Below are 24,174 nucleotides of genomic sequence, written 5' to 3'. Positions count from 1 at the left end.
TCAGCTCGACACGAGCCCGGCGAAGCCCATGAATGCCAGCGACATCAGGCCCGCGGTGATCAGGGCGATGGCGCTGCCCTGAAAAGGCTCCGGGACATCGCCGACCGCAACGCGCTCGCGCACCGCGGCGAACAGCGTGAGCACGAGCGAGAAGCCCACGGCGGCACCGAAACCGTACAGCGTTGCCTCCACCAGGCTGCGCTCGGCCTGAAGGTTCAGCAGCGCAACCCCGAGCACGGCGCAGTTGGTGGTGATGAGCGGCAGGAAGATCCCGAGCACCTGATAGAGCAGCGGGCTGGTCTTGCGCATGATGGTCTCGGTGAACTGCACCACGGCCGCGATCACCACGATGAAGGCGATGATGCGCAGATACTCGATGCCGAGCGGCACCAGCATGTACTCGTTCACCAGCCAGGAGGTCACGGAGGAGAGCGTCATCACGAAGGTCGTCGCCAGACCCATGCCCGCGGCGGTCTCGAGCTTCTTCGAGACGCCCATGAAGGGGCAGAGTCCGAGAAATTTCACCAGCACGAAGTTGTTGACCAACACGGTGCCGATCAGGATGAGCGCGTATTCAGTCATGCTCTCTTTGGCTTCGGGGCGTGCGACGGGCGCTTGCTGGATCCTTCGAGTCGCGAAACAGTCCGCGGAATGCTGCAAGCGCGAAATCGTCGAAGGATACGCCTCGGGGGCTGCTTGCTACAACACCGGGACTGAAGGGTTATGGGATGATGGCTGCCAGCCGTCAGCCGTCAGCCGTCAGCCTCCAGCTTCCAGCCTCCAGCCTCCAGCCTCCAGCTTCGATGCCTTTGGCCCTTGGTTATCCTTTCGTCCAGGCCCCTCGGGTTCCCCAAACGGACGCGAAACCCCGACCGCACGCCCGGGTACGCCGACTTTAGTCGGCCGAGCGCGCCCGCGCTGCGGACTGAAGTCCGCCTCCCCAGGGGCCGACTGAAGTCGGCGTACCCGGGCGGAGACCTGGACACTGCCGGTATGGCCGAAACGATGATCGAGGCCAACCGTGTGGACGCGGTTTAACTCTATTTCACCCGCATCCCCGGCTGCGCCCCGGCATCCGGGCTCAGGATGAAGATATCCTTGCCGCCGGGACCGGCGGCCAACACCATCCCCTCGGAGACGCCGAAGCGCATCTTGCGCGGGGCGAGGTTGGCGACCATGACTGTCAACCGGCCTTCCAGCTCGCTCGGGTTGTAGGCCGAGCGGATCCCGGCGAAGACGGTGCGGGTCTCGCCGCCGAGGTCCAGCTCGAGTCTCAGGAGCTTGTCGGCGCCCTCGACGAGACCGGCGGAGCGGATCCGGGCGATGCGCAGATCGAGCTTGGCGAAGGTCTCGATGTCGATCGTCTCGGCAATCGGCTGCCCGCTCAGGTGCTTGCTCGACTCATCCGGGGTGGCCGGCGGCGGTGCCGTCGTGCTCAGGTCTTCCTTGGATGCCTCCAGCATGGCCTCGATCTGGGCCGGCTCCACACGGGTCATCAGCGGTTTGAAGGGGGCGATTTCATGGTCGAGCAAGGGCTCGACGATCGCGTCCCAGGTCAGCGGCTCGATTTGCATAAAGGCTTCCGAGTCGGCGGCCGTACCCGGCAGGATGGGGCGCAGATAGCCGATCAGGATCCGGAAGAGGTTGATGCCCATCGAGCAGACCGCGTGAAGGTCGGCCTCTCGGGCCGCGTCCTTCGCGATGACCCATGGCGCCTGCTCGTCGATGTACTGGTTGGCGCGGTCGGCCAGCGCCATGATCTCGCGCACGGCGCGGCTGAGCTCGCGCCGTTCGTAGGCAACGGCGATGGATTCGCCGGCCTGTACGAAGTCGGCATGGAGCTGCGGATTGGCCAGGGTCGGCGAGAGTCTGCCCGCGAAACGCTTGGCGATGAACCCGGCGCTGCGGCTGGCGATGTTCACGACCTTGCCGACCAGATCCGAGTTCACGCGTGCGGTGAAGTCCTGCAGGCTCAAATCAATGTCGTCGACGCCCGGCCCCAGCTTGGCCGCGAAGTAGTAGCGCAGATATTCGGGATTGAGATGATCCAGATAGGTGCGGGCCTTGATGAAGGTCCCGCGCGACTTGGACATCTTCTGTCCGTCCACCGTCAGGAAGCCGTGGGCGAAGACGGCACTCGGCGTGCGGAAATCCGCGCCGTGCAGCATCGCCGGCCAGAACAAGGCATGGAAATAGATGATGTCCTTGCCGATGAAGTGATACAGCTCGGCGGCGGAGTCCTTGCCCCAGAACCGATCGAAATCCAATCCGGCGTCGCGCCCGCGGGGGCTGTCGCAAAGGTGTTGGAAGCTGGCCATATAGCCGATCGGGGCGTCGAGCCAGACATAGAAGAACTTGCCCGGATGGTCCGGGATCTCGAAGCCGAAGTAGGGCGCATCGCGCGAGATGTCCCATTCCTGCAGGCCGGCATCGAACCACTCGTCGAGCTTGTTCGCGACCTGGGCCTGCAGGCCGCCGCCGCGGGTCCAATCACGCAGCATGGGCTCGAAGTCACCGAGGCGGAAGAAATAGTGGTCCGATTCGCGCTGTTCGGGCACGGCGCCCGAGACCGCCGAGCGCGGATTCTTCAGCTCGTTCGGCGAGTAGCTCGCCCCGCAGGCCTCGCAGTTGTCGCCGTACTGGTCCGGCGCGCCGCACTTGGGACACTCGCCCTTGATGAAGCGGTCGGGCAGGAACATCTGCTCGACCGGGTCGTAGGCTTGGGTGATGGTGCGCCGGCTGATGTGGCCTTTATCGCGGTTGCGGGAGTAGATGAGGTTTGCGAAGTGGCGGTTTTCCTCGGAGTGGGTCGAGTGGTAGTTGTCGAAGCCGACCCGGAAGGCCGCGAAATCGGACTGATGCTCCTGGGCGACCCGTGCGATCAGCGCCTCGGGCGTGATGCCTTCCTGGCGAGCGCGCAACATGACGGGCGTGCCGTGAGCGTCGTCCGCACACACGTACCAGCAGGCGTGCCCGCGCATCTTCTGGAAGCGCACCCAGATATCGGTCTGGATATATTCGACCAAATGGCCGATGTGGATCGGCCCATTGGCGTAGGGCAGTGCGCTGGTCACCAGAATCTCTCGGGGGCTGCCGCCCGGGATGTCGCGGGTTTGACTCATGGGTGGGCTCTAGTGCATCGGCTTTGGGGTTTCGAACGATGCCCCAGTATCTCACGGCCCGTCCCGGTCCGGACAGCGCGGCCCCGGCCGGCGGGTTTCATGTCGAGACTTGATTTACGGCATCTCCACACCAAAAGTCCGGGGGAACTTTTCCGGCCCCTGGCGCATCGTGCCGGCCCACCGAAAAGCACTCGTTGTACGTGACCCGGCAGCGTCGGGCGCATCCATCTATCCTGGAGTACCTCATGTCCGAACCCACGAAAGAAGCCGTTGACGCCGCCATCAAGGGCTACAAGGAACCCCATCTCGGGCGCGATCTGGTGGCGGCGCATTCGATCAAGGGCGTCGATATCGAGGGCGGTCAGGTCCGCATCAAGGTCGTCCTGGGGTTTCCGGCCAAGACCATCTGCGCGGACATCGCCAAGGCACTCGAAGAGGCTGTTCTGAAGGTCGATGGCGTCGAGATGGTGCAGGTCGACGTGACCTGGGAGATCAAGTCGCACTCGGTTCAGAAGTCGCTCAAGCCGATCGACAATATCAAGAACATCATCGCCGTCGCCTCGGGCAAGGGCGGTGTGGGCAAGTCCACGACGGCGGTGAATCTTGCGCTGGCCCTGTCGGCCGAGGGTGCGAGTGTCGGCATCCTGGACGCCGACATCTACGGCCCGTCTCAGCCGCGCATGCTCGGGATCTCGGGCAAGCCCGAATCCAAGGACGGTAAGAGTCTTGAGCCGATGAGTGCCTACCATCTCCAAGCCATGTCCATCGGCTTCCTCATCGACGAAGAGACGCCGATGATCTGGCGTGGGCCGATGGTCACGCAGGCACTCGAGCAACTCCTCAACGATACCAACTGGTCGGATCTTGACTATCTAGTCATCGATCTGCCTCCGGGCACGGGCGACACCCAGTTGACACTCGCCCAAAAGGTGCCGGTTTCGGGCGCCGTGATCGTCACCACACCCCAGGACATCGCCCTGCTCGACGCGCGCAAGGGTCTGAAGATGTTCCAAAAGGTCGAGGTGCCGGTGCTCGGCATCGTCGAGAACATGAGCACCCACATCTGCTCGGCCTGCGGTCACGAAGAGCACATCTTCGGCGAGGGCGGCGGACAGAAGATGTCCGAGCAGTACGGGATCGATCTGCTCGGCTCGCTTCCGCTGAACGGCCACATCCGCGAAGAGACCGACAACGGCAAACCGACCGTGGTCGCCCAGCCGGATTCGCGTGTCGCCGAGATCTATCGCGAGATCGCCCGCAAGACCGCCGCGAAGCTGTCGTTGCAAGCCAAGGATTATGCTTCGAAATTCCCGCGGATCGTCATTCAGAACAACTAAACTGCGCCATTTGGGGTATGCGAGGTCCGAGTTTGTTTCGGCCTCGCAGACTCCTTTAAGTGTCGTGCCGGGCGCAGTTTAGGACTTTGTCACCGCGTGACTGACGGGAGCTGCTTTGGAGGGGCGCGGGCGTTCCGCGATCCTCTGCCGCCGGCGATCTTGCCGTCTTGCCGGTCCGGCTTGTTGTGCTTGGCTGCGCGGTGTAGCCTTTCCAGCTTTGCGCGCACACCGAGATTTCGCGATGGCCATCAAGTCCGACCGTTGGATCCGCCGAATGGCCGAAGAAGGCGGCATGATCGATCCGTTCGAGCCGATTCAGGTCCGCGAGGGCGAGCATGGCCGGGTCATCTCCTACGGGACTTCCAGCTACGGCTACGACGTGCGTTGCGCCGACGAGTTCAAGATCTTCACCAACATCAACTCGGCCATCGTGGATCCCAAGAACTTCGACTCGAACGGCTTCGTTGATCTGAAGTCCGACGTCTGCATCATCCCTCCGAACTCGTTTGCCTTAGCCCGGACCGTCGAATACCTTCGGATCCCGCGCAACGTCCTCACGATCTGTCTCGGTAAGAGCACATACGCGCGCTGCGGCATTATCGTGAATGTCACCCCATTGGAGCCTGAATGGGAGGGTCATGTGACCCTGGAGTTCTCCAACACCACGCCGTTGCCGGCGAAGATCTACGCGAACGAGGGCGTGGCTCAGATCCTCTTCTTCGAATCCGACGAGGTCTGCGAGACCTCGTACAAGGACCGCGGCGGGAAATATCAAGGCCAACGCGGGGTGACCTTGCCGAAGTCTTGATGTCCGCTAAACCGCGCTCGGAGCGAAATGCTGACGTTCGAGTGAGTTCGACGTGTGGTGCTTCCACAGCCCTTAGCGGGGACGCGGTTTAGCTGACGTCGTCGGTCCTCGGGATTGTATCGACCGCCGGATCCGCCGCGCGAACGTGTTTGCGCCGCTCGATCACCTCCCCGTAAAAATCCAGCATCCGTTCCGCGAGAACGGGTGCCGACCAGGATCGTGCGTGCTCGACCGCCTCGACGGCCAGACGTGCACGCAGTGCCGGATCCGTGAGCAGCCGCACCGTCTTGTCCGCGAAATCGGCCTCGTCGTCCTCGGCGATCAGCGATCCGCCGCCGCCCGCCAGAACCTCCTTGGTGCCCATCACCGCCGTCGAGACCACCGGCACGCCCAGTGCCATCGCCTCCAGGAGCACGAGTCCTTGGGTCTCGGTCTTGGAGGCGAAGACGAAGGCGGTGCCTGCGCAGTAGCAGTCCTCGAGGGAGCCGTCGCGCTCCAGATAGCCCGTGAACAGGGTGTTGTCGGTCAGCCCGAGATGGTTCGCCAGGTTTTGAAGTCGACGGTGTGCCGGACCCTCGCCGGCGATGACCAAGAGCACATCCGGGACCTGCGTCTTCACGCGCGCGAGCACCCTCAGGACGAAGTCGATGTTCTTCTCGAAGGCGAGCCGGCTGACATGGACCAGAACGGGGCGCGTGGGCGGGATGCCCCGAGCGTTTCGGAAGCGAGCGCCGTCGCCTTGGCTGAATTGGACCAGCTCGATCCCGGTCGGGATCACCGTCGCGGGCGTCTTCACACCGTAGCCTTTCAGGACCTCGAGCATGGCGTGCGAGGGCACCGCCAGCGCATCGACATCGTTGCATTGGGCGGTCGAGAAGTCGCGTGCGAGCCGTTGCATCCAGGCGGTCGGGACAAAAGGGACATAGTGGTGGAGGTACTGCTCGAAGAAGGTATGGTAGCTCTCCACCACCGGGACATCCAGGCGCCTGGCGATCCCGAGGCCCAGATAGTGCGCGAAGAAGGGCGTCTGAATGTGGACCAGATCGAACCCACGGCTCGCCAGCATGCGATCGTGGCGACGGATCTCGCGAGGACGCAACATGCGATCTTCGGGGTCGATGATGAGATAGCGCGACGGGATTCGCAGGACCTCGAAGGGCTCGGGCGCGGACTCGCCCCCGGCCGCCGAGTAGTCCGGCGCGATCAAGGTGACCTCATGTCCTTTCTCGACGAACTCCCGCGCAAACGTCTGGATCGACGTCGATACGCCCGTAATGCGAGGGAAGTAGACGTCGGAGATCATCAGGATGCGCATGACGATGGACTTGCGGGCTGTCGGCAAATCGGCGAATCATACCCGCAGTCGTTCACTAAGCCCATCCAATGAAGGATTCATGACATGACTTATCTCTCGAGCCGGCGGTCGCTTCGCGGACCGATGATTTCGATGCTCTTCGGTGCTGCACTGACCGTCGGACCGCTCGGTAGCGCCTTCGCTGCCGGGGCGCCCATGCTTTGGGGTGCGGGCGTGAAGCCATGCTCCGATTTTCTGGCCATCGCACCGGCCGACCCGACCGCGCAGGCGATCGCCGGGGAGGGCTATCGCCGCTACCAGGAGTGGCTGTCGGGCCTCGTCACCGGGTTGAATCTCGCCACCGGGCGCGATGTGCTGAAGGGCGCCGAACTCGATGCCGCCATGATCCGTATTCGGGCCAACTGCGAGCGTCATCCGAACGATGATTTCTTCAACGCCGCCATGCGTTTGGTTCGGTCGCTGGGCGAACCGAACAAGAATTGATCGCGCGCGCCGGCTCGGTGCGTTCGGGCATTGTCATCGAATTGTCACATGAACTTCATACAATCGGCATGATGCAAGGTCACAATTCGGGCTCGCTTATCAACGCCCTCCCGGAGGTCTCATCATGAACAAAACGATCATTGCCACCGCGGTCACGCTCGCCGTGGCCTCGCTTTCGACGCAAGCCATGGCCCGCGATTCCATCTGGATCGCCGGCTCCTCCACCGTTTTCCCCTTCTCCACCGCGGTCGCCGAGACCTTCGGGCGCGAGTCGTCCTTCCCCACGCCGAAGGTCGAGTCGCTCGGCACCGGCGGCGGCTTCAAGCTCTTCTGCTCCGGCGTTGGCGTGGACAAGTCCGACATCAGTAACGCCTCGCGTGCGATCAAGAAGTCCGAGTTCGAGCAGTGCCAGGCCAACGGCGTGACCGAGATCACCGAGGTCAAGATCGGCTACGACGGCATCGCCATCGCGAATGCGAAGTCCGGTCCGGCCCTCGATATGAGCCTCGGCGAGCTCTGGCTAGCCCTGGCCAAGGATGTCCCGAACGAGGACGGTAAGCTGGTCGCGAACCCCTACAAGAAGTGGAACGAGATCAACAAGGATCTGCCCGACGTCGCCATCGAGGTTCTGGGCCCGCCGCCCACCTCCGGCACCCGCGACGCCTTCGTAGAGTTGGCGATGGAAGGCGGTTGCGACAGCTTCGATTCCGTGAAGGCGCTCAAGGATTCCGACAAGGACATGCACAAGGCGGTCTGTCACGGCATCCGCGAAGACGGCGCCTTCATCGAGGCCGGCGAGAACGACAACCTGATCGTCCAGAAGCTGATCGCCAACCCGAATGCGGTCGGCATCTTCGGCTTCAGCTTCCTTGATCAGAACACCGACACGCTGCAAGGCGCCAAGATCGCCGGTGTGGATCCGACCTTCGAGACGATCGGCGACGGCTCCTATCCCGTCTCGCGCTCGATCTACTTCTACGTCAAGAACGCCCATGTCGGCACCATTCCGGGCATCCAGGAATACGTGGCCGAGTTCACCAACGACAAGGCGTGGGGCCCCGAGGGCTATCTGGCCGACAAGGGTCTGATTGCGCTGCCTGACGAGATGCGCGCCAGCGTGGCCGAGCAGGCTCAGGCGCTCAAGCCGATGGCCGCACCGGCCAAGTAGGGACGCCAGGGCCCCTGCTCGGGTCCGACCTTCCCGATCGATCAGCGGCCCTCCGGGTCGCTGGTCTGTTTTCCGACTTTGCGCAGTCCTGGTTATGCACTCATCGACCCTTTTGATCATCGTGCTCGGCTTGATGTCGCTGGCCTACTATCTCGGGCGTAAGCGCGCCATCGTCAGTGCCGGCGGCGCGGGGCGGATCAGTACACTCCATTCGCTTCCGACCTACTACGGTCTGTATGCCGCACTTTGGGCCGGCATCCCGGCGATCCTGCTGATGGGGCTCTGGACGGCCTTCCAAGACGAGATCCTGGTCGCGCTGGTGAAGGCCGAGCTGCCGGGGTCGATGCTCGAGGGGCTGTCGCCCGGAGCCGTCGGGCTCCTGGTGAACGACATCAAGAACCTGGCCTCGGGTGCGATCGTGTCGCGTGTGGCGACCCCGGAGATGCAGGCCGCCGCGGATCGCTTCGCACTCTTCAGCCAGATCGCGGTCTGGGCGATGTGGCTCGGCGTGTTGGCGCTTGCCGTCGGCGGAATGGCGTTCGCTTGGCTCCGGACCAACCCGCGGATGCGCGCACGCAACCGCGTCGAATCCATCTTCATGGTCATCCTGGTGGTCTTCTCCTCGATTGCCATCTTGACCACCCTGGGGATCGTGCTTTCGGTCTTGTTCGAGTCCTTGCGGTTCTTCCAGGAGATCTCTCCGCTCGACTTCTTCTTCGGCACCCTGTGGAGCCCGCAGACGGCCCTGAGGGCCGACCAAGTCGGTGCTTCGGGAGCCTTCGGGGCGGTGCCCCTCTTCACCGGCACATTGATGGTATCGACCATCGCCATGCTGGTTGCGGTCCCGATCGGCCTGATGTCGGCGATCTATCTCTCGGAGTACGCGCCGCGTCGCGTGCGCTCGTGGGCCAAGCCGACACTCGAGGTCTTGGCCGGGGTGCCGACCGTGGTCTACGGTTTCTTCGCCGCCTTGACCGTTGCCCCCTTTATCCGTGAGCTCGGCATGTCCATGGGGCTGAACGTTGCCTCCGAGAGTGCGCTGGCAGCCGGGCTCGTCATGGGGGTCATGATTATCCCCTTTGTCTCGTCCTTGTCCGAGGACGTGATCAATGCGGTTCCCCAGGCGATGCGGGACGGCTCCTACGCGCTCGGCGCGACCCAGTCGGAGACGATTCGCCGGGTGGTGATCCCGGCCGCCTTGCCCGGGATCGTCGGCGGCGTCCTTTTGGCCGTCTCCCGCGCGATCGGAGAGACCATGATCGTGGTGATGGCGGCGGGGCTCGCAGCCAACCTGACCGCGAATCCGCTCGACAGCGTCACCACGGTGACCGTTCAGATCGTAACCCTACTCACCGGCGACCAGGAGTTCGACAGCGCCAAGACCATGGCGGCCTTTGCCCTGGGTCTGACCCTTTTCGTGGTGACCTTGGCACTCAACGTGATCGCGCTGCACATCGTGCGCAAGTATCGAGAACAGTATGAGTAAGAGCCACGCGGCCGGTGCGCCGCCGAAACGCACCATCGACATCGTGAACGCGAGCCTGAAGCGGCGTTATGCCCGCGAGCGGCGATTCCGTCTGGTCGGTCTCGCCGCGGTGATCCTGGGGCTGACCTTCGTGGGTTTGCTGTTCGCGGACATCATCGCGAAAGGTCATACGGCCTTCGTCCAGACCTACATCCAACTCCCGGTGACCTTCGACGCGGAGACGCTTGACCCCATGGGGACGCGCGACCCCGAGACCCTGGCGCGGGCCAATTATCAGGCTGTCATTCGGGATGCGCTGCGCAACGAGTTCCCGGAGGTCACCGAGCGGCGCGCGACCCGCGCGCTTGCGTCCATAATCAGCGTGGGGGCACCCTCGCACCTGCGTGACATGGTCCTGAAGAATCCGGATCTGGTCGGCACCACCCGAGAGGTCTGGCTGCTTGCCGATGACGACATCGACATGCTGATGAAGGGTCATATCGATCGGAACCTTCCCGAGAGCGAGCGCCGCGTTAAGGATCAGACGGTCGGCTGGGTCGAGCAGCTCGAGTCGCAGGGACGCATCGAGAAGCGCTTCAACACCATCTTCTTCACCAACGGGACATCGCGCGAGCCCGAGCTGGCCGGCATCGCGGGGGCGTTGATGGGCTCCTTCTACACCCTGGTGTTGACCCTCCTCATCTCCTTCCCGATCGGTGTCGGCGCAGCCCTCTATCTCGAGGAGTTCGCGCCGAAGAATCGCTGGACCGATCTGATCGAGGTGAACATCAACAACCTGGCGGCGGTCCCTTCGATCGTCTTCGGGTTACTCGGGCTCGCCGTCTTTATCGCCTTGTTCGGCGTGCCGCGCTCAACCCCTTTGGTTGCGGCGCTGGTGTTGTCGCTCATGACCCTCCCGACCATCATCATCGCCAGTCGAGCGGCCCTGAAGTCGGTTCCCCCGTCGATCCGGGAGGCGGCCTTGGGGGTCGGGGCCTCGCCGTTGCAGACGCAGATGCACCATGTGTTGCCCCTGGCGATGCCCGGCATGTTGACCGGGACCATCATCGGGATGGCCCAAGCCCTGGGCGAGACGGCGCCGCTGCTGATGATCGGCATGATTGCCTTCATCGTGGACATTCCGAGTGGCTTCACCTCGCCGTCCACGGTCCTGCCGGTTCAGATCTTCCTCTGGGCCGACAGCCCCGAGCGTGCCTTCGTCGAGCGCACCTCGGCGGCGATCATGGTGCTGCTTGCCTTCCTGATCCTGATGAATCTGGGCGCTGTCCTGCTGCGGCGCCGGTTCGAGCGGCGCTGGTGAGTGCGTCTCGTAAAATACGACTAAACCGCGTCTCAACGGGGTCGAGGACATCTCCGAAGCCAAACGCAACATGAAAACGACGCATGTTGCTCTGGACGCGGATTAGGTACCGACGTCCATGAACGTTGGGTATACACTTGAGGTCAGTTATGAGCACCACGGTTGATGAAATGAGTCGACGCACCGGCGCGATGAGTTCGGCCGAGCTGGCGGGTGGACGCGAGTCACGGGCGACGGTCGGCGATGTCACGTGCGCCAATCCGAGAATGGTCTGTCGCGATGTGGATGTGTTCTACGGGAGCACGCAGGCGATCAAAGGCGTGAGCCTGGATATCGGCAAGAACGAGGTCGTTTCCATGATCGGCCCGTCGGGCTGCGGGAAATCGACCTTCCTGCGCTGCCTGAACCGGATGAACGACACCATCGACGGCTGTCGTGTCACCGGGTCCATCCAGCTCGATGGCCAGGATATCTACGACAAGGGGCTTGATCCGGTGCCGTTGCGCGCGCAGGTCGGGATGGTGTTCCAGAAACCCAATCCCTTCCCCAAGTCGATCTACGAGAATGTCGCCTACGGGCCTCGCATCCACGGTCTTACCAACTCCAAGGCGGAGCTCGACGAGGTGATCGAGGGCAGCCTGCAAAAGGCCGGCCTCTGGAACGAGGTGAAAGACCGACTCGACAAGCCCGGCACGGGTTTGTCTGGAGGCCAGCAGCAACGTCTCTGCATCGCCAGGACCATCGCGGTCTCGCCCGAGGTCATCCTGATGGACGAGCCCTGCTCGGCGCTGGATCCGATCGCCACGGCCATCATAGAGGAGTTGATCGACGAGCTGCGGGCCAACTACAGCATCGCCATCGTCACCCACTCGATGCAGCAAGCCGCGCGTGTGTCGCAACGCACGGCTTATTTCCATCTCGGGGACCTGATCGAGGTCGGCGAGACCAATCAGATCTTCACCAACCCCAAGCACAGGTTGACCGAGGACTACATCACGGGGCGGTTCGGCTGATGGTCGGCGACAACAACGCCGCGTCGGCGGCAGACCTTGCGGGCGGTCACACGGTACGCCGTTACGACCAAGAGCTCGCGAAGCTGCGCGGGATCATCCTCGACATGGGTCAGCGGGTGATCGAGCAGACTCAAGCCGCCGTCGCCGCGGTCGTCGACGGCGAGGAGACCCAAGCCTACCGAGTGCTCGATCGCGAGCCCCAGATCGACTACCTCTCGCTGGACGCGGACGAGGAGATCTTCCGGGTCATCGCCCGTCGTCAGCCGACCGCCGTGGATCTGCGCATCGTGCTCGCACTCTCCCGGATCGCCGGCGACGTCGAGCGTGCCGGGGACAAGGCGGTGCGCATTGCCCGTCAATCCCTGGTCCTGCGCGAAATCGGCATCGGCCAAGGCGGCATTCCGTCTGATGCACTCAAGGACTTGCTCCGTAAGCTCGACGATCATGCCTGCTGTATGTTCGAGCGCAGCATCCAGGCCGTCGCCGGCTTCGACGTCGAGCTTGCGCTCGGCGTCTTCGAGGATGAGCCGCGACTCTTCGACGCCTCCGACGAGGCACGCGACTTCCTCGGCAAAGAGGACCTCGCAGGATTCACGCCACGCCAGATCGTGTGTCTCTTGACCAGTGCCCATGCCCTGGAACGTATCGGCAATCACGCCTCCAACATCGCCGAGCAGGTCATCTACGTGGCCGAGGGCAAGGACATCCGCTACCGCAATCGCGAGATCCTGATCGAGACCCTGCGCCGCGACCGCCAATCCTAAACCGCGACCGGTGCGGTATGCGTCATGTGTTGCCGCAGTTTAAAGTATTCAAAAAATATCAAATTCTAAACCGCGTCTCGCCGGGATCGAGGACATCTCCGAAGCCAAACGCAACATGAAAACGACGCATGTCGCTCTGGACGCGGTTTAGGCCGCGGTTGTGTTTCGACGCTGCACGTCCGACAATCGGCGAAGCGCCGACGATGCGCATGATCGGTGAACCAAACGATTCGGAGAAGTGTCCATGGCGAACGAGGGCTACCACGAGCCGACCGAAGAATTGTCCGACGAGACCCGGGACATGCACCGGGCCATCATCTCGCTGATGGAGGAGCTCGAAGCGGTCGACTGGTACAACCAACGGGTCGACGTCTGCAAGGACGAGGACCTGAAGGCGATCCTGGCGCACAATCGCGACGAAGAAAAGGAACACGCAGCGATGGTTCTCGAATGGATCCGCCGTAAGGATCCGTCTTTCGACAAAGAGTTGAAGGACTATCTCTTCACCGAAAAACAGATTGCCCATCACTAAACCGCGTTCGGGGTTCTTGTCGGGGGCGGAGTGATCCACCCCTTTGGCGCGGCCACAAACCTTGGCTGATACGCGGTTTAGGTGAGAAGAGCAGACATTTTCCTTTTGGATGTTGTCCACTTCTTGAACCGCGTCTGCTCAAACCTCTGGGGGTGCCTATGAAGCCTGACAAAACCTCAAGCAGTCCATGTCGTGCCCGGCGCGGTTCAACATGAGCCGTGCCAAGCTGGATGCCGAATCGATCGCGAGGGCGCTTTCGGAGCTCAACGCCTCCGCCGCGTCGCCGTGGAATCTGGCCGACGGTAAGCTGCACAAAGAATTCCGGTTCAAGGACTTCGTCGAGGCGTTTGGCTTTATGAGTCGGGTCGCGCTGGTGGCCGAGTCGATGGATCATCATCCGGAGTGGCGCAACGTCTACAACCACGTTGTTGTCGATCTCGCGACCCACGACGCGGGCGGGATTACTGCGCTTGATTTCACGCTGGCGAGCCGGATCGAAGGCTTGAGCTGTTAGACGTCGTAAATAAATAACTGGCCGATTTGGTGATGTTGTGCCATGTTTTCTGCATGGTCGAACCGGCACTGATTGAGCGCGTAAGGCGGAAGTTCCAGCGCTTGCAAAGCGTGCTGGACGAGCGGGGGCGTCGGCACTGGGCGGCGTGTGAAGCACTGGAGCTCGGTCACGGCGGCATCCGCGCCGTCGCTCAAGCCACCGGTTTAGGCGAGCGCACGATTCAGCGTGGTTGCGAGGAAATGCGCGGTGAAGAGGCATCGGATCCATCGCCTGCGGGTCGGATACGGCGCTCCGGAGGAGGCCGGCATGCGGTGACGGCACAGGATCCGAAACTACTCGAGGCACTGGAAGCCTTGGTGGAGCCGAGTGCGCGGGGCGATCCCATGTCCCCCTTGCGCTGGACCTGCAAGAGCACACGCAAGCTCGCTGAAGCGTTGGCGCGACAAGGTCATGGGGTCAGTCACAGCAAAGTAGCGCAGTTGCTCAAGCAACTGGACTATCGCCTGCAAGGGACGCGCAAATGTCTCGAGGGGAACTCGCATCCTGATCGGGACGCGCAGTTTCGCTATATCAATCGGTGTGTGAGAGTGTTTCAACGGGCCGGTCAGCCGGTGATCTCCGTGGACGCCAAGAAAAAGGAACTGGTTGGTCCCTTTGCCAATCGGGGCCGGGAATATCGCCCGAAGGGACAGCCGGAACCCGTCCGGACGCACGATTTCGCCGACAAAGCGCTGGGCAAGGTGTGCCCCTATGGAATCTATGATCTCACCGACAATCGCGGCTGGGTCAGCGTCGGCGTGGATCATGATACCGCCCAATTCGCCGTGGCCTCGATTCGTCGCTGGTGGGCTCGGATGGGACACCAGTGCTACCCGCATGCGCAGTCGCTGCTGATCACCGCCGATGGGGGCGGCAGCAATGCCAGCCGCAACCGGCTCTGGAAGGTGGAGTTGCAGAAACTGGCCGACGAGCTCGGACTCGCCATCTACGTGCGCCACTTTCCGCCCGGCACCAGCAAGTGGAACAAAATCGAGCATCGCATGTTCTGTCACATCACCGAGAACTGGCGGGGCCGACCGCTCATCAATCACGAAGTCATCGTCAACCTCATCGCAAACACCACGACGACGAAAGGATTGGAGATCCGAGCCGAGCTCGACGAGGCAGGCTATCCGACCGGCATTTCCGTGAGCGACGACGAGTTTCGCGCCGTGAATCTTGTTCCTGCCAGATTTCATGGCATGGATTGGAACTACCTCATCAAGCCTCGCTCAGATCACCGGAAATCGGCCACTTATTAATTTACACCTCCTTAGGGCCCCGAGGATCCGTGCCCATCCTGAGCCTGGCTTGGAAGAGCCTCCTCAATCGTCGCGGTACGGCGTTGCTGACGGTCATATCGATCGGTCTGAGCGTCGCGCTGCTTGTCGGCGTGGAGCGTCTTCGAACCGAGACGCGTGCGAGCTTCGCCAACACCATCTCGGGCACCGACCTGATCGTCGGGGCGCGGACCGGACCGGTTCAGCTGCTGCTTTATGCGGTCTTCCGAATCGGTCACGCCACCAACAACATCTCCTGGGACTCCTACCTGGACATCGCGGCCCACCCCCGCGTCGCCTGGTCCATCCCGATCTCTCTGGGTGACTCGCACCGCGGATACCCCGTCCTCGGCACCAACTCGGCCTACTTCGAGCATTACCGATACGGTCGCGGTCGCACGCTCCTCCTGGCGGAGGGTGCGATTTTCTCCGACCTCTACGACGCGGTGCTCGGGGCCGATGTGGCGAAGGCGCTGGGTTACGGCTTGGGCGATTCCATCGTGATTGCACACGGCGCCTCGGATGTCGCCTTCGCGCGGCACGACGACCATCCATTTCGGGTTGCCGGGATCCTCGCGCCGACCGGCACCCCGGTCGACCGCACGGTCCACGTGAGCCTGGAGGGGATCGAGGCGGTCCATGTCGGTTGGGAGGGCGGAGCACCTCGGCCGGGCCGCGTCGTCGATGCAGATGCTGCGCGTGCGATGGACCTTGCCCCCAAAGCCATTACCGCGGCCTTGGTGGGTCTAACCTCGCGGATCTCGACCTTCCAGGTGCAGCGCTTCGTCAACGACTACCGAGCGGAACCGCTGATGGCCATCCTGCCCGGCGTGGCACTCGCCGAGCTCTGGGGCCTGATTGCAGTCGGCGAGCGGGCCTTGCTGCTGGTTTCGGGATTCGTCGTCGTCGTCGGTCTCTTCGGTCTCCTGACGGTGCTGTTGACGAGTCTCGGCGAGCGAAGACGCGAGATGGCGATCCTGCGCTCGGTCGGCGCCCGCCCGGCCCATGTCTTTGCGCTGATTCTGGGCGAGGCGCTCGCGTTGACCCTGCTCGGCATCCTTCTCGGCCTGGGGCTTCTCTACGCGGGCCTGCTGGTGGCCCAGCCGTTGATCCTGTCGGCGATGGGGGTCTTCGTCGCTGTCGGAACCCTCTCGGCTCATGAGATGATGTTGCTGGCACTGGTCCTCGCCGCTGGATTCCTGGTCGGCCTGATCCCCGCTTATCGCGCGTATCGGATGTCTCTGGCGGACGGGCTGTCGATTCGAGTGTGAGTGATTAAACCGCGCCCGATGCGATAGGCGTCGTTTTTTGGATTGGCTTGGCCGCGCCAGCTCCGACAACTGTCGGAGGTGGCGCGGTTTAAGTTATTGAAGAAAATTAAATTTTAAACCGCGTCTCGCCGCGTCTCACCGAGATCGAGGATACCTCCAAGGCCAAACGCAACGTGAAAATGACGCGTCTCGCTCTGGACGCGGTTTAATCCCTGAGAACTCAAACGATGAGACTGTTTGCGCGTCTGTTCCCGGTTATTCTTGCCCTATGGCTCGTGGGTTGCGGTGAAGAATCCGCTGGACCCGAGTCGGCGACTTCAAGCGCGATGCCGGTCGAGGAGATCGACTGGGATCGCTTGATCCCGGTCGAGTGGCAGCCCGAAACCCTGCTCGAAGACTTCGACCTCGACGCGCTCGATGAGCTGGACGACGACGATCCGCGCGCCTTAGAGCTGATGGACAAGCTCATGGCCCTCTGGGCCGATGCTCCGGTGGTGGAGGAGCTGGACGGGCTGCGGGTCCGACTTCCCGGCTTCGTCGTGCCCTTGGAGCTGGATGCGCGCAGGATGTCCGAGTTTCTTTTGGTGCCTTATTACGGCGCCTGCATCCATGTTCCGCCGCCGCCCGCGAATCAGACGATTCATGTCGTTGCGCCCGAGGGCCGCGAGTATGTCGGCGAGCTGTTCGATACCGTCTGGGTCACGGGGACGCTTCGGGTGATCCGCAGCAGCAGCGACCTGGCCGACGCAGGCTATCGGATCGACGTGACCGAGATCGAGCCCTACGACGGCGAGGTGGAGCCTCTTTAAACCGCGCCTCCGCACGGTATGCACCGTTTTGCCTTGAATCGGTCTCGCAGGAATCAATGGCCCTTGCAGCGGGCGCGGTTTAAGTCTTTCGATTTTTTGCCCTGAATCGCGTCGACTCCAACGTCGTTGGTGTCTTCGGACGGGCGAGTGGACTCAAGCATCATCATGCACCACGGACGCGGTTCAGCTTGGATTCGGTCGAGTGCCCCCACATCCCCCAAGTGTCGGACAGGTGCGAGCGATCGCGCCCTTCACCGACGGGTGCTCCGGTCCCGGGGCACGCGAGCCGCACCGGAGACGACCTTGGATACCGACATCCTGACCCGTATCGAGATCAGCAAGGAATATCTCAATTTCAGCGCCGGCCATTTCACCATCTTCTCCGCGACCGAGCGGGAGAATCTCCATGGCCATAATTTCCGGATTCGCTGCAATGTCACGGCGTCGGTCGGCGCGGACGGGATGGCGTTCGATTACGTCATGCTCAAGCGGGTGCTCAAGGCGCTTTGCGACGAGCTCGACGAGCGTCTTCTGCTGCCCGAGTGCTCGCCGCACCTGCGCGTCGAGCGTGGCGACGGGATGGTAATCGCTTGGTTCGGCGAGGAGCGCCTGACCTTCCTCGAGCGCGACGTGCTGCTCCTGCCCATTCGAAATGTGACGATCGAAGAGCTGGCCGAACTGCTGCTTGCGCGGCTGCGCGCGCGACCCGAGCTGGCGGGTCGGGATCTGCGCGCCATCGAGCTGGGTGTCTCCTCGGGTGCCGGGCAATGGGCCTTTTCGTCTTGGAGGACATCATGAATCTACTTGTCGTCACCGGCGCGAGTGCGGGGATCGGCCGTGCCATCGCGACCCGCTTCCTGGTGGAGGGCAGCGTCGTCGTCAATCTCTCTCGCCGTCCCTGCACGGAACGTGGGGTGGAGAATCTGGCATGCGACCTGGCCCAGCCGGAGGCGATCGAGCGGATCGCCGACAGGCTGACCGTCTGGTTGGCCGATGCCGAGCGCATCTGTCTGGTCCACAGCGCTTCGGTTATGCGTCGCGACACCATCGACGCCTTGCCGAGCGAGGAGCTTCGCGCTGTACTCGAACTCAATCTGGTGGCCGCCAACGCGCTGAATCAATTGGTTCTGCCGCATATGAGTGCCGGGTCGAGCATCATCTACATCGGCTCGACCCTGGCGGAGAAGGCGGTGCCCGGCGTGGCGAGCTACGTGATCGCCAAGCATGCCCTGGCCGGGATGATGCGGTCGACCTGCCAGGATCTTGCCGGGCGCGGGATCCACACCTGCATGATCTGCCCCGGCTTTACGGATACCGAGCAGATCCGTGCCATGATCGACGGCGATCCGGACACGCTTGCCGCCTTGGCGGGGATGTCGGCGTTCGATCGGCTGATCGAGCCGGAAGAGATCGCCGACACCGTGGCCTTTGCTGCCCATGCCCCGGTGCTGAACGGTGCACTTATTCACGCCAACCTCGGGCAGCGCGAGCGATGACCGCGATGACCGCTAAGGCGCCGCGCATCGTCTGTATCAGTGGCGGGACATCCGGGATCGGCGCGGGGCTCGTTGCCGCCTTCATCGAGGCCGGCGATCGGGTCGTGACCTTCGGGCGGGATTCGGAGAAGGTCGCCGCGCTCGCGCAGACGTGGGGTCAGGCCGTTGACTGCGGGAGCTTACGTCTGCTCGTGGGCGACGTGACGCATGCGGACTTCCGCGCGCGTCTCGTCGCCGAGATTCGGGATACGGACGGGCGACTGGACGTCTTGGTCAATAATGCCGGCGTGATCTTGAGCCAAGGCGATATAGACGAGACGGTCGATGCCTGGCGGACGACCCTGGAGGTCAACCTGATTGCGCCTTTTGCCCTGACCCAAGCCTGTCTCGGCGTGTTGGAGCAAAGCGCCGCTCCGGTCGTGATCAACATGTCGTCGGCCTGCGCGCAGCACCCCTTCGAGACCTGCACATCGACCAGCTATTCCGCCAGCAAGGCGGGTCTGGAGATGTTGACGCGGCGATTGGCGATGGCGTTGGGGTCACGCGGCATTCGGGTGAACGCTGTGGCTCCGGGCGTGGTGGAATCCCCGATGTGGGGAGGGGCGAGCGATCTGATCGCCTCGACCGTGAAGCGCCGTCATCGCTTACGCCAAGAGGCCGTCGAGCCGAACGACGTGGCCCGTGCCGTCCTCTTTCTTGCGTCCGAGAATGCGCGCAGGATTACCGGTGCGTGCCTCAACGTCGACGCGGGGTATGCGCTTGGCTAATCCGAAACGAGCTGTTATTAGGCCAAGACGCCAAGCGCGGGAAGATCTTCAATCAACCTGAACCGCGTCCCGCCGAGTCGGTTGTCCGAGGTGACCTCGCAGTCACCTCGAAACGATTGATGTTACTGCCGGCGCGGTTCAGGTTCAGCCGAGTTCGTCCGTCGGAATCTGCTGCATGAGCCCGAAGCTCTTCACGAAGGGATTGGCCATGCGCGGGTCCTTCAGCATCGCCTTGTAGTCACCTTCCTTGAACTTGAGCTTGCCGGTCATGAAGGCGGTGCCCATGCCGGCCATACCGATGCCCTTCTCGACCCACTTGAGCCAATCCTTGAGGTCCGCGCGCATGTCCCAGTTGGCGGGCGGATCCGTCTCCGACCAAGCGCCGGCCCGCACGCAGACGCCCTTTTCGACGACGAAGACGCCGCGCGGATTCTCTTCGTCTTTGAATCCACAATAGATCACCGAGTTGAAGTCGATCTCGGCCAGCTTGTCCGTGACCTCCGGCTCACCGTTCCAAGCGTCCTTAAGATGGTTCATCCAGTCTGCTGAAAAAAGTGCGGCCATTGTTGTCCTCCAGTTTAGCGGCGTTGAAACCGCGCGCGATACCGCGGCGGCGGGAAAATTCCGTTCCGGGGTCTGCGGTGGCGAACCCAGGTTCACTTGTAATTTTACCAGGATGAGGGGAAAAGGATACGGGCGAGCAGGTGGTTCCATCCGGGCGGACCCGACAGGCTCATCCGAATTCCAGGCGAATCCCCGCGGAAGCCAGGCGCTCGGCCTCCTCTTCAAGCTCCAACCGGGTCAAGGGGTGATCGGCGAGCCAATCGTCCGGGAAGCTCAAGGCGAGGTTGTCCCCGTCGGTCGTGAGCGTCGGATTGGGTTTGCTTTCCGAGGAGCGACCGCGATGCAGCAGAACGGCCAGCCGCAGGATCATGCAGAGCCTGCGCGCCGCCTCCCCGGTCTCGCGGGGTAGGACCGCGAGCTCTTGGACGGGAAACTTCCTTCTGTGTCCGAGCACCAAGACGGCGAGCAGCATTTGCTCCGGTCGCGTGAAGCCGGCGAGATCGGCGTTGCGCAGCAAATAGGCCCCGTGTTTCTGGTGCTGGCTGTGGGCGACCATGACGCCGATTTCGTGGAGTCGTGCCGCCCACGCGAGCATGAGCCTGTGGTTGGGGTCCTGCAGCGACCAAGGCCCGGCGAGTCGGCGCAAGAGGGCCACGGCCGTCGCCCGGACGCGCTGGGCGTGGTCCTGATCGATCTGAAAGTGTCGGCCGAGGGTCTCGACGGTGCGTTCCCGGACGTCCACGTGTTGGCTGCGCCCCATCGTTTCGTAGATCAAGCCTTCACGCAGTGCGTATTCCGAGACCTGCAGATGTTGGATCCCGAGCGTCTCGAAGACCGATCGCAGGACGGCGACACCGCCGGCGAAGACCGGCTTACGCTCCTCGGCCAAGCCCTTGAGCGCGAGGGCGGAGATTCGGCCCGTCTCCACGAGCGCATCGCGAAGTCGCAGCAGCGCCGTCGCCGAGATCCCGTCCTCGCACCAGCCTTCGGCCGCCACGACAGCTGCGATGGATTTGATGGTGCCGGAGCTGCCCACGGCCGTTTGCCAGCCCGTGCGGCGAAACAGCTCGCGTACGGGCCGCACCTCGAGCGCTCCCGTAAGCTCGGCCTTTTCCATGGCCCGGGCGGTGATGCGCCCGTCGGCGAAATGACGGCGCGACATGCTCACGCAGCCCATGTGCAGGCTCTCGCGCAGGCGCGGAGAAAAACCGAGCCCGACGATGATCTCCGTGCTGCCGCCGCCGATGTCGACGACGAGGCGGCGCTCGGTGCCTGCGGCTAGATCGTGGGCGACGCCGAGGTAGATCAGCCGCGCCTCTTCGCGGCCCGCGATGACCTCGATCGGGTGACCGAGCTTGGCTTCCGCCCGGGGGAGAAAATCGCTGTCGGGCGCGAGCTGGCGCAAGGTATTGGTTCCGACCGCACGCACGCTGCCGGGAGGGAAGCCACGGAGCCTCTGGCCGAATCGCTCCAGGCACGCCAAGGCGCGCTCGGCGACCTGCGCGTCGAGCTGCTTGTCCTCGCCCACGCCTTCGCCGAGTCGGACCATCTCCTTGAGGCGATCGGTCACCTGCATGTGACCGTTGCCGATGCGGGCGACGATCATGTGAAAGCTATTGGATCCGAGATCGACGGCTGCGACGACCTCTGGCAGCATGGTCTCGACGGCGTCCTGGACGGGCTCTTCAATCATGGCAGGGTCCAACGCTGAGCGGCGCGTAAATGGTACCAGAAGCCGACTCCGTCGCGGGTGACGTGCGTTGATGCTGCTCGATGTGGCCGCACGCATGCGTGCAGAGCGCCCATCGTACACGAATAGGTTAAAATGTGCATCGCAACCGATGCGGTTGCGATTCCGTGGAGTGACAGGATGAACGAGACGCCGCTTCAGGTGCTCAACCGCGTCTTCGGCTACGACCGTTTTCGCGGTGCGCAGGCGGAGATTATCGATCGGCTGATCGCCGGCGGAGACGCCCTGGTCCTCATGCCGACGGGTGGGGGCAAGTCGCTCTGTTATCAGATTCCGGCGATCCTGCGCCCCGGCGTGGGGGTCGTGGTTTCGCCGTTGATCGCCTTGATGCAGGACCAGGTCGATGCACTGCGGCAGCTCGGCGTGCGGGCCGCCTTTCTGAACTCATCGCTGACGCTGCAGGAGGCCCGCACGGTCGAGGAGGCGATGATCTCGGGCGATCTGGACCTGGTCTATGTCGCTCCGGAGCGGCTGCTGACCGAGCGTTTCCTCGCGCTGTTGGATCGCGTCCGGGTTGCCTTGTTCGCGATCGACGAGGCCCACTGCGTCTCCCAATGGGGCCATGATTTCCGCCCCGAATACATCCAGCTCCACCTGCTGCACGAGCGCTGGCCCCAGATCCCGCGCGTCGCACTCACCGCGACCGCCGACGCGCCGACCCGAGCCGAGATCCTGACCCGCTTGGGTTTGGAGCAGGCCGGGCAGTTCGTGTCCAGCTTCGATCGACCGAACATCCGCTATCGCATCGTCGAGAAGGCCAACCCGCGTCAGCAGCTCATCGCCTTCCTGCGCAACGAGCATCCCGGCGATGCCGGCATCGTCTATTGTCTGTCGCGGCGCAAGGTCGAGGAGACGGCGACCTATCTCGCGACCCAGGGCATCGCGGCGCTGCCCTATCACGCAGGGCTTCCGGCCGAGACCCGCCGCACGCACCAAGCCCGGTTCCTGCGCGAGGAGGGCGTGATCATCGTCGCGACCATCGCCTTCGGGATGGGGATCGACAAGCCGGACGTGCGCTTCGTCGCCCATCTGGACCTGCCCAAAAGCCTGGAAGCCTACTACCAGGAGACCGGACGCGGCGGCCGGGACGGTCAGCCCGCCGATGCCTGGATGACCTATGGTCTGGGCGACGTGGTGATGCTGCGTCGCATGATCGAGGACTCCGAGGCCGAGGAGCGCTTCAAGCGGGTGGAGATGCAGAAGCTCGACAGCATGCTCGGCTTCTGCGAGACCACCGAATGTCGGCGCCAGGTTCTGCTCAACTATTTCGGCGAGCCGCTTCCCAAGCCCTGCGGCAACTGCGACACCTGCCTGGAGCCGGTCGCCACCTGGGACGGGACTCGGGCGGCGCAGATGGCGCTCTCCTGCATCTATCGCACGGGCCAGCGCTTCGGCAGCAGTTATCTGGTGGACGTCCTGCTCGGCAAGGCAAACGAGCGCATCCGCCGCTTCGGACATGACCAAGTCACGACCTTCGGCATCGGCCAGGAGCTCTCCGCGGATCAATGGAAGTCCGTCTATCGTCAGCTCGTCGCAGCCGGCTTCATCAGGGTCGATTTCGAGGGGCACGGGGCGCTCTGCCTGACCGAGCAGAGCCGTCCCTTGCTGCGGGGCGAGCGAACGCTGCACCTGCGCCGGGATCCGGACCGCAAACGCACGAGCTCCGCCGCACGTCGCCCCGCCATGGCGCCGCCGACCGATCCGGAGGCGCTCGCGCTCTGGCAGGCCCTGCGCGACTACCGGCGTCAGCTCGCCGTGGAGCAGGATGTGCCGGCGTACCACATCTTCAACGATGTCACGCTCAACGAGATGCTGACCTACCGCCCGCGCGATCGCGACGAGCTGTCTCGGATCAACGGTGTCGGTCAGGTGAAGCTCGAGCGCTTCGGCGAGGGCTTCCTACGGCTGCTCGCCCTGCATGAAGCCGAGCACGGCCGACCCGAACGGGTGCCGGTCCTGCCGGCCGCCCGAGCGGCGGCGAGCGAGGCCCGCGCCGGTGCGATCGAGCTGAACGACTCGGTGCGAGAGACCCTGGCGCTGCTGCGTTCTGGACTCTCGGTGGATGCAATTGCCGATCGCCGTGAGCTCAAGGCCAGCACCATCTATACGCACCTGTCGCGCTGCATCGAGGTCGGCGAGCTTTCGGTCGGCGAGGTCGTTACCCTCGACCGAGACAGTCTACGGGCCATCGAATTCGCCATCGAGCAACAGCCCGAGGGCGCGCTTATCAGCCTCAAGCCGATCTACGACGCCTTCGAAGGCCGCTACAACTATGGACTCTTAAGCTGTATACGGGCCGGGATGGGGATCTCGACAGGGGGTTGATCCGCTGTAGCTCGTTATATAATCCCGACCG

At 63.3% G+C, this 24,174-nt stretch carries 23 protein-coding genes; 17 read left to right on the top strand and 6 right to left on the bottom strand.

Going from position 1 to position 24,174, the window contains the following annotated elements:
• On the bottom strand, nt 1-582 hold the full coding sequence (gene rsxA, locus BDD21_RS04515; RefSeq protein ID WP_007191813.1) for an electron transport complex subunit RsxA: 582 nt from the start codon (nt 580-582) through the stop codon (nt 1-3).
• A gap of 458 nt (nt 583-1,040) precedes the next feature.
• Nucleotides 1,041-3,122, bottom strand: coding sequence for a methionine--tRNA ligase (gene metG, locus BDD21_RS04505; protein ID WP_120796121.1), 2,082 nt, complete (start codon nt 3,120-3,122; stop codon nt 1,041-1,043).
• A 245-nt stretch (nt 3,123-3,367) separates the two neighbouring features.
• On the opposite strand from metG, the gene apbC reads away from it, so the two are divergent.
• A complete protein-coding gene (apbC, locus tag BDD21_RS04500) occupies nt 3,368-4,459 on the top strand; it encodes an iron-sulfur cluster carrier protein ApbC (protein WP_120796120.1) in 1,092 nt (363 codons plus the stop codon).
• Nucleotides 4,460-4,700: 241 nt separating this feature from the next.
• A complete protein-coding gene (gene dcd, locus BDD21_RS04495) occupies nt 4,701-5,267 on the top strand; it encodes a dCTP deaminase (RefSeq protein WP_120796119.1) in 567 nt (188 codons plus the stop codon).
• An 88-nt stretch (nt 5,268-5,355) separates the two neighbouring features.
• On the opposite strand, the gene BDD21_RS04490 is transcribed toward dcd, so the two are convergent.
• Nucleotides 5,356-6,582, bottom strand: coding sequence for a glycosyltransferase (locus BDD21_RS04490; protein WP_120796118.1), 1,227 nt, complete (start codon nt 6,580-6,582; stop codon nt 5,356-5,358).
• A gap of 84 nt (nt 6,583-6,666) precedes the next feature.
• On the opposite strand from BDD21_RS04490, the gene BDD21_RS04485 reads away from it, so the two are divergent.
• The 8 genes from BDD21_RS04485 to BDD21_RS04450 all read left to right on the top strand — a co-directional run bounded on the left by BDD21_RS04485 (nt 6,667) and on the right by BDD21_RS04450 (nt 13,842).
• Nucleotides 6,667-7,065 (top strand): hypothetical protein, encoded by a 399-nt coding sequence (locus BDD21_RS04485; protein WP_120796117.1) that lies wholly within the window; start codon nt 6,667-6,669, stop codon nt 7,063-7,065.
• A 124-nt stretch (nt 7,066-7,189) separates the two neighbouring features.
• Nucleotides 7,190-8,233 (top strand): PstS family phosphate ABC transporter substrate-binding protein, encoded by a 1,044-nt coding sequence (locus BDD21_RS04480; RefSeq protein WP_120796116.1) that lies wholly within the window; start codon nt 7,190-7,192, stop codon nt 8,231-8,233.
• A 94-nt stretch (nt 8,234-8,327) separates the two neighbouring features.
• Nucleotides 8,328-9,719: a phosphate ABC transporter permease subunit PstC gene (pstC, locus tag BDD21_RS04475; RefSeq protein ID WP_120796115.1), complete on the top strand. Its 1,392-nt coding sequence runs from the start codon at nt 8,328-8,330 to the stop codon at nt 9,717-9,719.
• Nucleotides 9,712-11,019, top strand: coding sequence for a phosphate ABC transporter permease PstA (gene pstA / locus BDD21_RS04470; RefSeq protein WP_120796114.1), 1,308 nt, complete (start codon nt 9,712-9,714; stop codon nt 11,017-11,019). Before pstC ends, pstA begins: the two co-directional genes overlap by 8 nt.
• Before the next feature lie 149 nt (nt 11,020-11,168).
• Entirely contained in the window at nt 11,169-12,032 is an 864-nt protein-coding gene (gene pstB / locus BDD21_RS04465; RefSeq protein ID WP_120796113.1) for a phosphate ABC transporter ATP-binding protein PstB, read from the top strand.
• Nucleotides 12,032-12,796: a phosphate signaling complex protein PhoU gene (gene phoU, locus BDD21_RS04460; RefSeq protein ID WP_120796112.1), complete on the top strand. Its 765-nt coding sequence runs from the start codon at nt 12,032-12,034 to the stop codon at nt 12,794-12,796. Before pstB ends, phoU begins: the two co-directional genes overlap by 1 nt.
• A gap of 244 nt (nt 12,797-13,040) precedes the next feature.
• The gene (locus tag BDD21_RS04455) at nt 13,041-13,328 is read left to right on the top strand and encodes an encapsulin-associated ferritin-like protein (RefSeq protein WP_120796111.1); all 288 of its coding nucleotides are present in this window, start codon (nt 13,041-13,043) and stop codon (nt 13,326-13,328) included.
• 211 nt (nt 13,329-13,539) lie between these two features.
• Entirely contained in the window at nt 13,540-13,842 is a 303-nt protein-coding gene (locus BDD21_RS04450) for a 4a-hydroxytetrahydrobiopterin dehydratase (RefSeq protein ID WP_245969402.1), read from the top strand.
• On the opposite strand, the gene BDD21_RS28500 is transcribed toward BDD21_RS04450, so the two are convergent.
• Nucleotides 13,839-14,012: a hypothetical protein gene (locus tag BDD21_RS28500; RefSeq protein WP_245969992.1), complete on the bottom strand. Its 174-nt coding sequence runs from the start codon at nt 14,010-14,012 to the stop codon at nt 13,839-13,841. The genes BDD21_RS04450 and BDD21_RS28500 overlap by 4 nt on opposite strands.
• Between BDD21_RS28500 and BDD21_RS04445 the strand changes: the two genes are divergently transcribed.
• From BDD21_RS04445 to BDD21_RS04420, 6 genes are all read left to right on the top strand, one after another.
• A complete protein-coding gene (locus BDD21_RS04445; protein WP_245969884.1) occupies nt 13,953-15,143 on the top strand; it encodes an ISAzo13 family transposase in 1,191 nt (396 codons plus the stop codon). The genes BDD21_RS28500 and BDD21_RS04445 overlap by 60 nt on opposite strands.
• A gap of 29 nt (nt 15,144-15,172) precedes the next feature.
• Entirely contained in the window at nt 15,173-16,432 is a 1,260-nt protein-coding gene (locus tag BDD21_RS04440) for an ABC transporter permease (RefSeq protein WP_120796109.1), read from the top strand.
• Between the two features lie 227 nt (nt 16,433-16,659).
• Complete coding sequence (locus BDD21_RS04435; RefSeq protein ID WP_120796108.1) at nt 16,660-17,241, top strand: DUF3299 domain-containing protein; 582 nt, start codon at nt 16,660-16,662, stop codon at nt 17,239-17,241.
• A 303-nt stretch (nt 17,242-17,544) separates the two neighbouring features.
• Entirely contained in the window at nt 17,545-18,039 is a 495-nt protein-coding gene (locus BDD21_RS04430; protein ID WP_120796107.1) for a 6-pyruvoyl trahydropterin synthase family protein, read from the top strand.
• A complete protein-coding gene (locus tag BDD21_RS04425) occupies nt 18,036-18,737 on the top strand; it encodes an SDR family NAD(P)-dependent oxidoreductase (protein ID WP_120799749.1) in 702 nt (233 codons plus the stop codon). Before BDD21_RS04430 ends, BDD21_RS04425 begins: the two co-directional genes overlap by 4 nt.
• Before the next feature lie 5 nt (nt 18,738-18,742).
• Nucleotides 18,743-19,504, top strand: coding sequence for an SDR family NAD(P)-dependent oxidoreductase (locus BDD21_RS04420; protein WP_120799748.1), 762 nt, complete (start codon nt 18,743-18,745; stop codon nt 19,502-19,504).
• A gap of 144 nt (nt 19,505-19,648) precedes the next feature.
• Here the strand turns inward: BDD21_RS04420 and BDD21_RS04415 are convergent, their stop codons facing one another.
• Together BDD21_RS04415 and BDD21_RS04410 are read right to left on the bottom strand one after the other, a co-directional pair.
• A complete protein-coding gene (locus tag BDD21_RS04415; protein WP_120796106.1) occupies nt 19,649-20,068 on the bottom strand; it encodes an SCP2 sterol-binding domain-containing protein in 420 nt (139 codons plus the stop codon).
• A 169-nt stretch (nt 20,069-20,237) separates the two neighbouring features.
• Entirely contained in the window at nt 20,238-21,761 is a 1,524-nt protein-coding gene (locus BDD21_RS04410) for a Ppx/GppA phosphatase family protein (RefSeq protein ID WP_120796105.1), read from the bottom strand.
• 177 nt (nt 21,762-21,938) lie between these two features.
• Here BDD21_RS04410 and recQ point away from each other — a divergent pair, with 177 nt between their 5' ends.
• Nucleotides 21,939-24,143: a DNA helicase RecQ gene (recQ, locus tag BDD21_RS04405; RefSeq protein WP_120796104.1), complete on the top strand. Its 2,205-nt coding sequence runs from the start codon at nt 21,939-21,941 to the stop codon at nt 24,141-24,143.
• Nucleotides 24,144-24,174: the final 31 nt, after the last annotated feature.

The sequence above is a fragment of the Thiocapsa rosea genome (assembly GCF_003634315.1).
GTDB classification, from domain to species: domain Bacteria; phylum Pseudomonadota; class Gammaproteobacteria; order Chromatiales; family Chromatiaceae; genus Thiocapsa; species Thiocapsa rosea.
This window is presented reverse-complemented; position numbering and strand designations above follow the sequence as displayed.

Excerpts from the sequence above, each read along its gene's own strand:
- rsxA (WP_007191813.1), bottom strand. The coding sequence starts at position 582 with ATGACTGAATACGCGCTCATCCTGATCGGCACCGTGTTGGTCAACAAC.
- metG (WP_120796121.1), bottom strand. The coding sequence starts at position 3,122 with ATGAGTCAAACCCGCGACATCCCGGGCGGCAGCCCCCGAGAGATTCTG.
- apbC (WP_120796120.1), top strand. The coding sequence starts at position 3,368 with ATGTCCGAACCCACGAAAGAAGCCGTTGACGCCGCCATCAAGGGCTAC.
- dcd (WP_120796119.1), top strand. The coding sequence starts at position 4,701 with ATGGCCATCAAGTCCGACCGTTGGATCCGCCGAATGGCCGAAGAAGGC.
- BDD21_RS04490 (WP_120796118.1), bottom strand. The coding sequence starts at position 6,582 with ATGCGCATCCTGATGATCTCCGACGTCTACTTCCCTCGCATTACGGGC.
- BDD21_RS04485 (WP_120796117.1), top strand. The coding sequence starts at position 6,667 with ATGACTTATCTCTCGAGCCGGCGGTCGCTTCGCGGACCGATGATTTCG.
- BDD21_RS04480 (WP_120796116.1), top strand. The coding sequence starts at position 7,190 with ATGAACAAAACGATCATTGCCACCGCGGTCACGCTCGCCGTGGCCTCG.
- pstC (WP_120796115.1), top strand. The coding sequence starts at position 8,328 with ATGCACTCATCGACCCTTTTGATCATCGTGCTCGGCTTGATGTCGCTG.
- pstA (WP_120796114.1), top strand. The coding sequence starts at position 9,712 with ATGAGTAAGAGCCACGCGGCCGGTGCGCCGCCGAAACGCACCATCGAC.
- pstB (WP_120796113.1), top strand. The coding sequence starts at position 11,169 with ATGAGCACCACGGTTGATGAAATGAGTCGACGCACCGGCGCGATGAGT.
- phoU (WP_120796112.1), top strand. The coding sequence starts at position 12,032 with ATGGTCGGCGACAACAACGCCGCGTCGGCGGCAGACCTTGCGGGCGGT.
- BDD21_RS04455 (WP_120796111.1), top strand. The coding sequence starts at position 13,041 with ATGGCGAACGAGGGCTACCACGAGCCGACCGAAGAATTGTCCGACGAG.
- BDD21_RS04450 (WP_245969402.1), top strand. The coding sequence starts at position 13,540 with ATGAGCCGTGCCAAGCTGGATGCCGAATCGATCGCGAGGGCGCTTTCG.
- BDD21_RS04435 (WP_120796108.1), top strand. The coding sequence starts at position 16,660 with ATGAGACTGTTTGCGCGTCTGTTCCCGGTTATTCTTGCCCTATGGCTC.
- BDD21_RS04425 (WP_120799749.1), top strand. The coding sequence starts at position 18,036 with ATGAATCTACTTGTCGTCACCGGCGCGAGTGCGGGGATCGGCCGTGCC.
- BDD21_RS04420 (WP_120799748.1), top strand. The coding sequence starts at position 18,743 with ATGACCGCTAAGGCGCCGCGCATCGTCTGTATCAGTGGCGGGACATCC.
- BDD21_RS04415 (WP_120796106.1), bottom strand. The coding sequence starts at position 20,068 with ATGGCCGCACTTTTTTCAGCAGACTGGATGAACCATCTTAAGGACGCT.
- BDD21_RS04410 (WP_120796105.1), bottom strand. The coding sequence starts at position 21,761 with ATGATTGAAGAGCCCGTCCAGGACGCCGTCGAGACCATGCTGCCAGAG.
- recQ (WP_120796104.1), top strand. The coding sequence starts at position 21,939 with ATGAACGAGACGCCGCTTCAGGTGCTCAACCGCGTCTTCGGCTACGAC.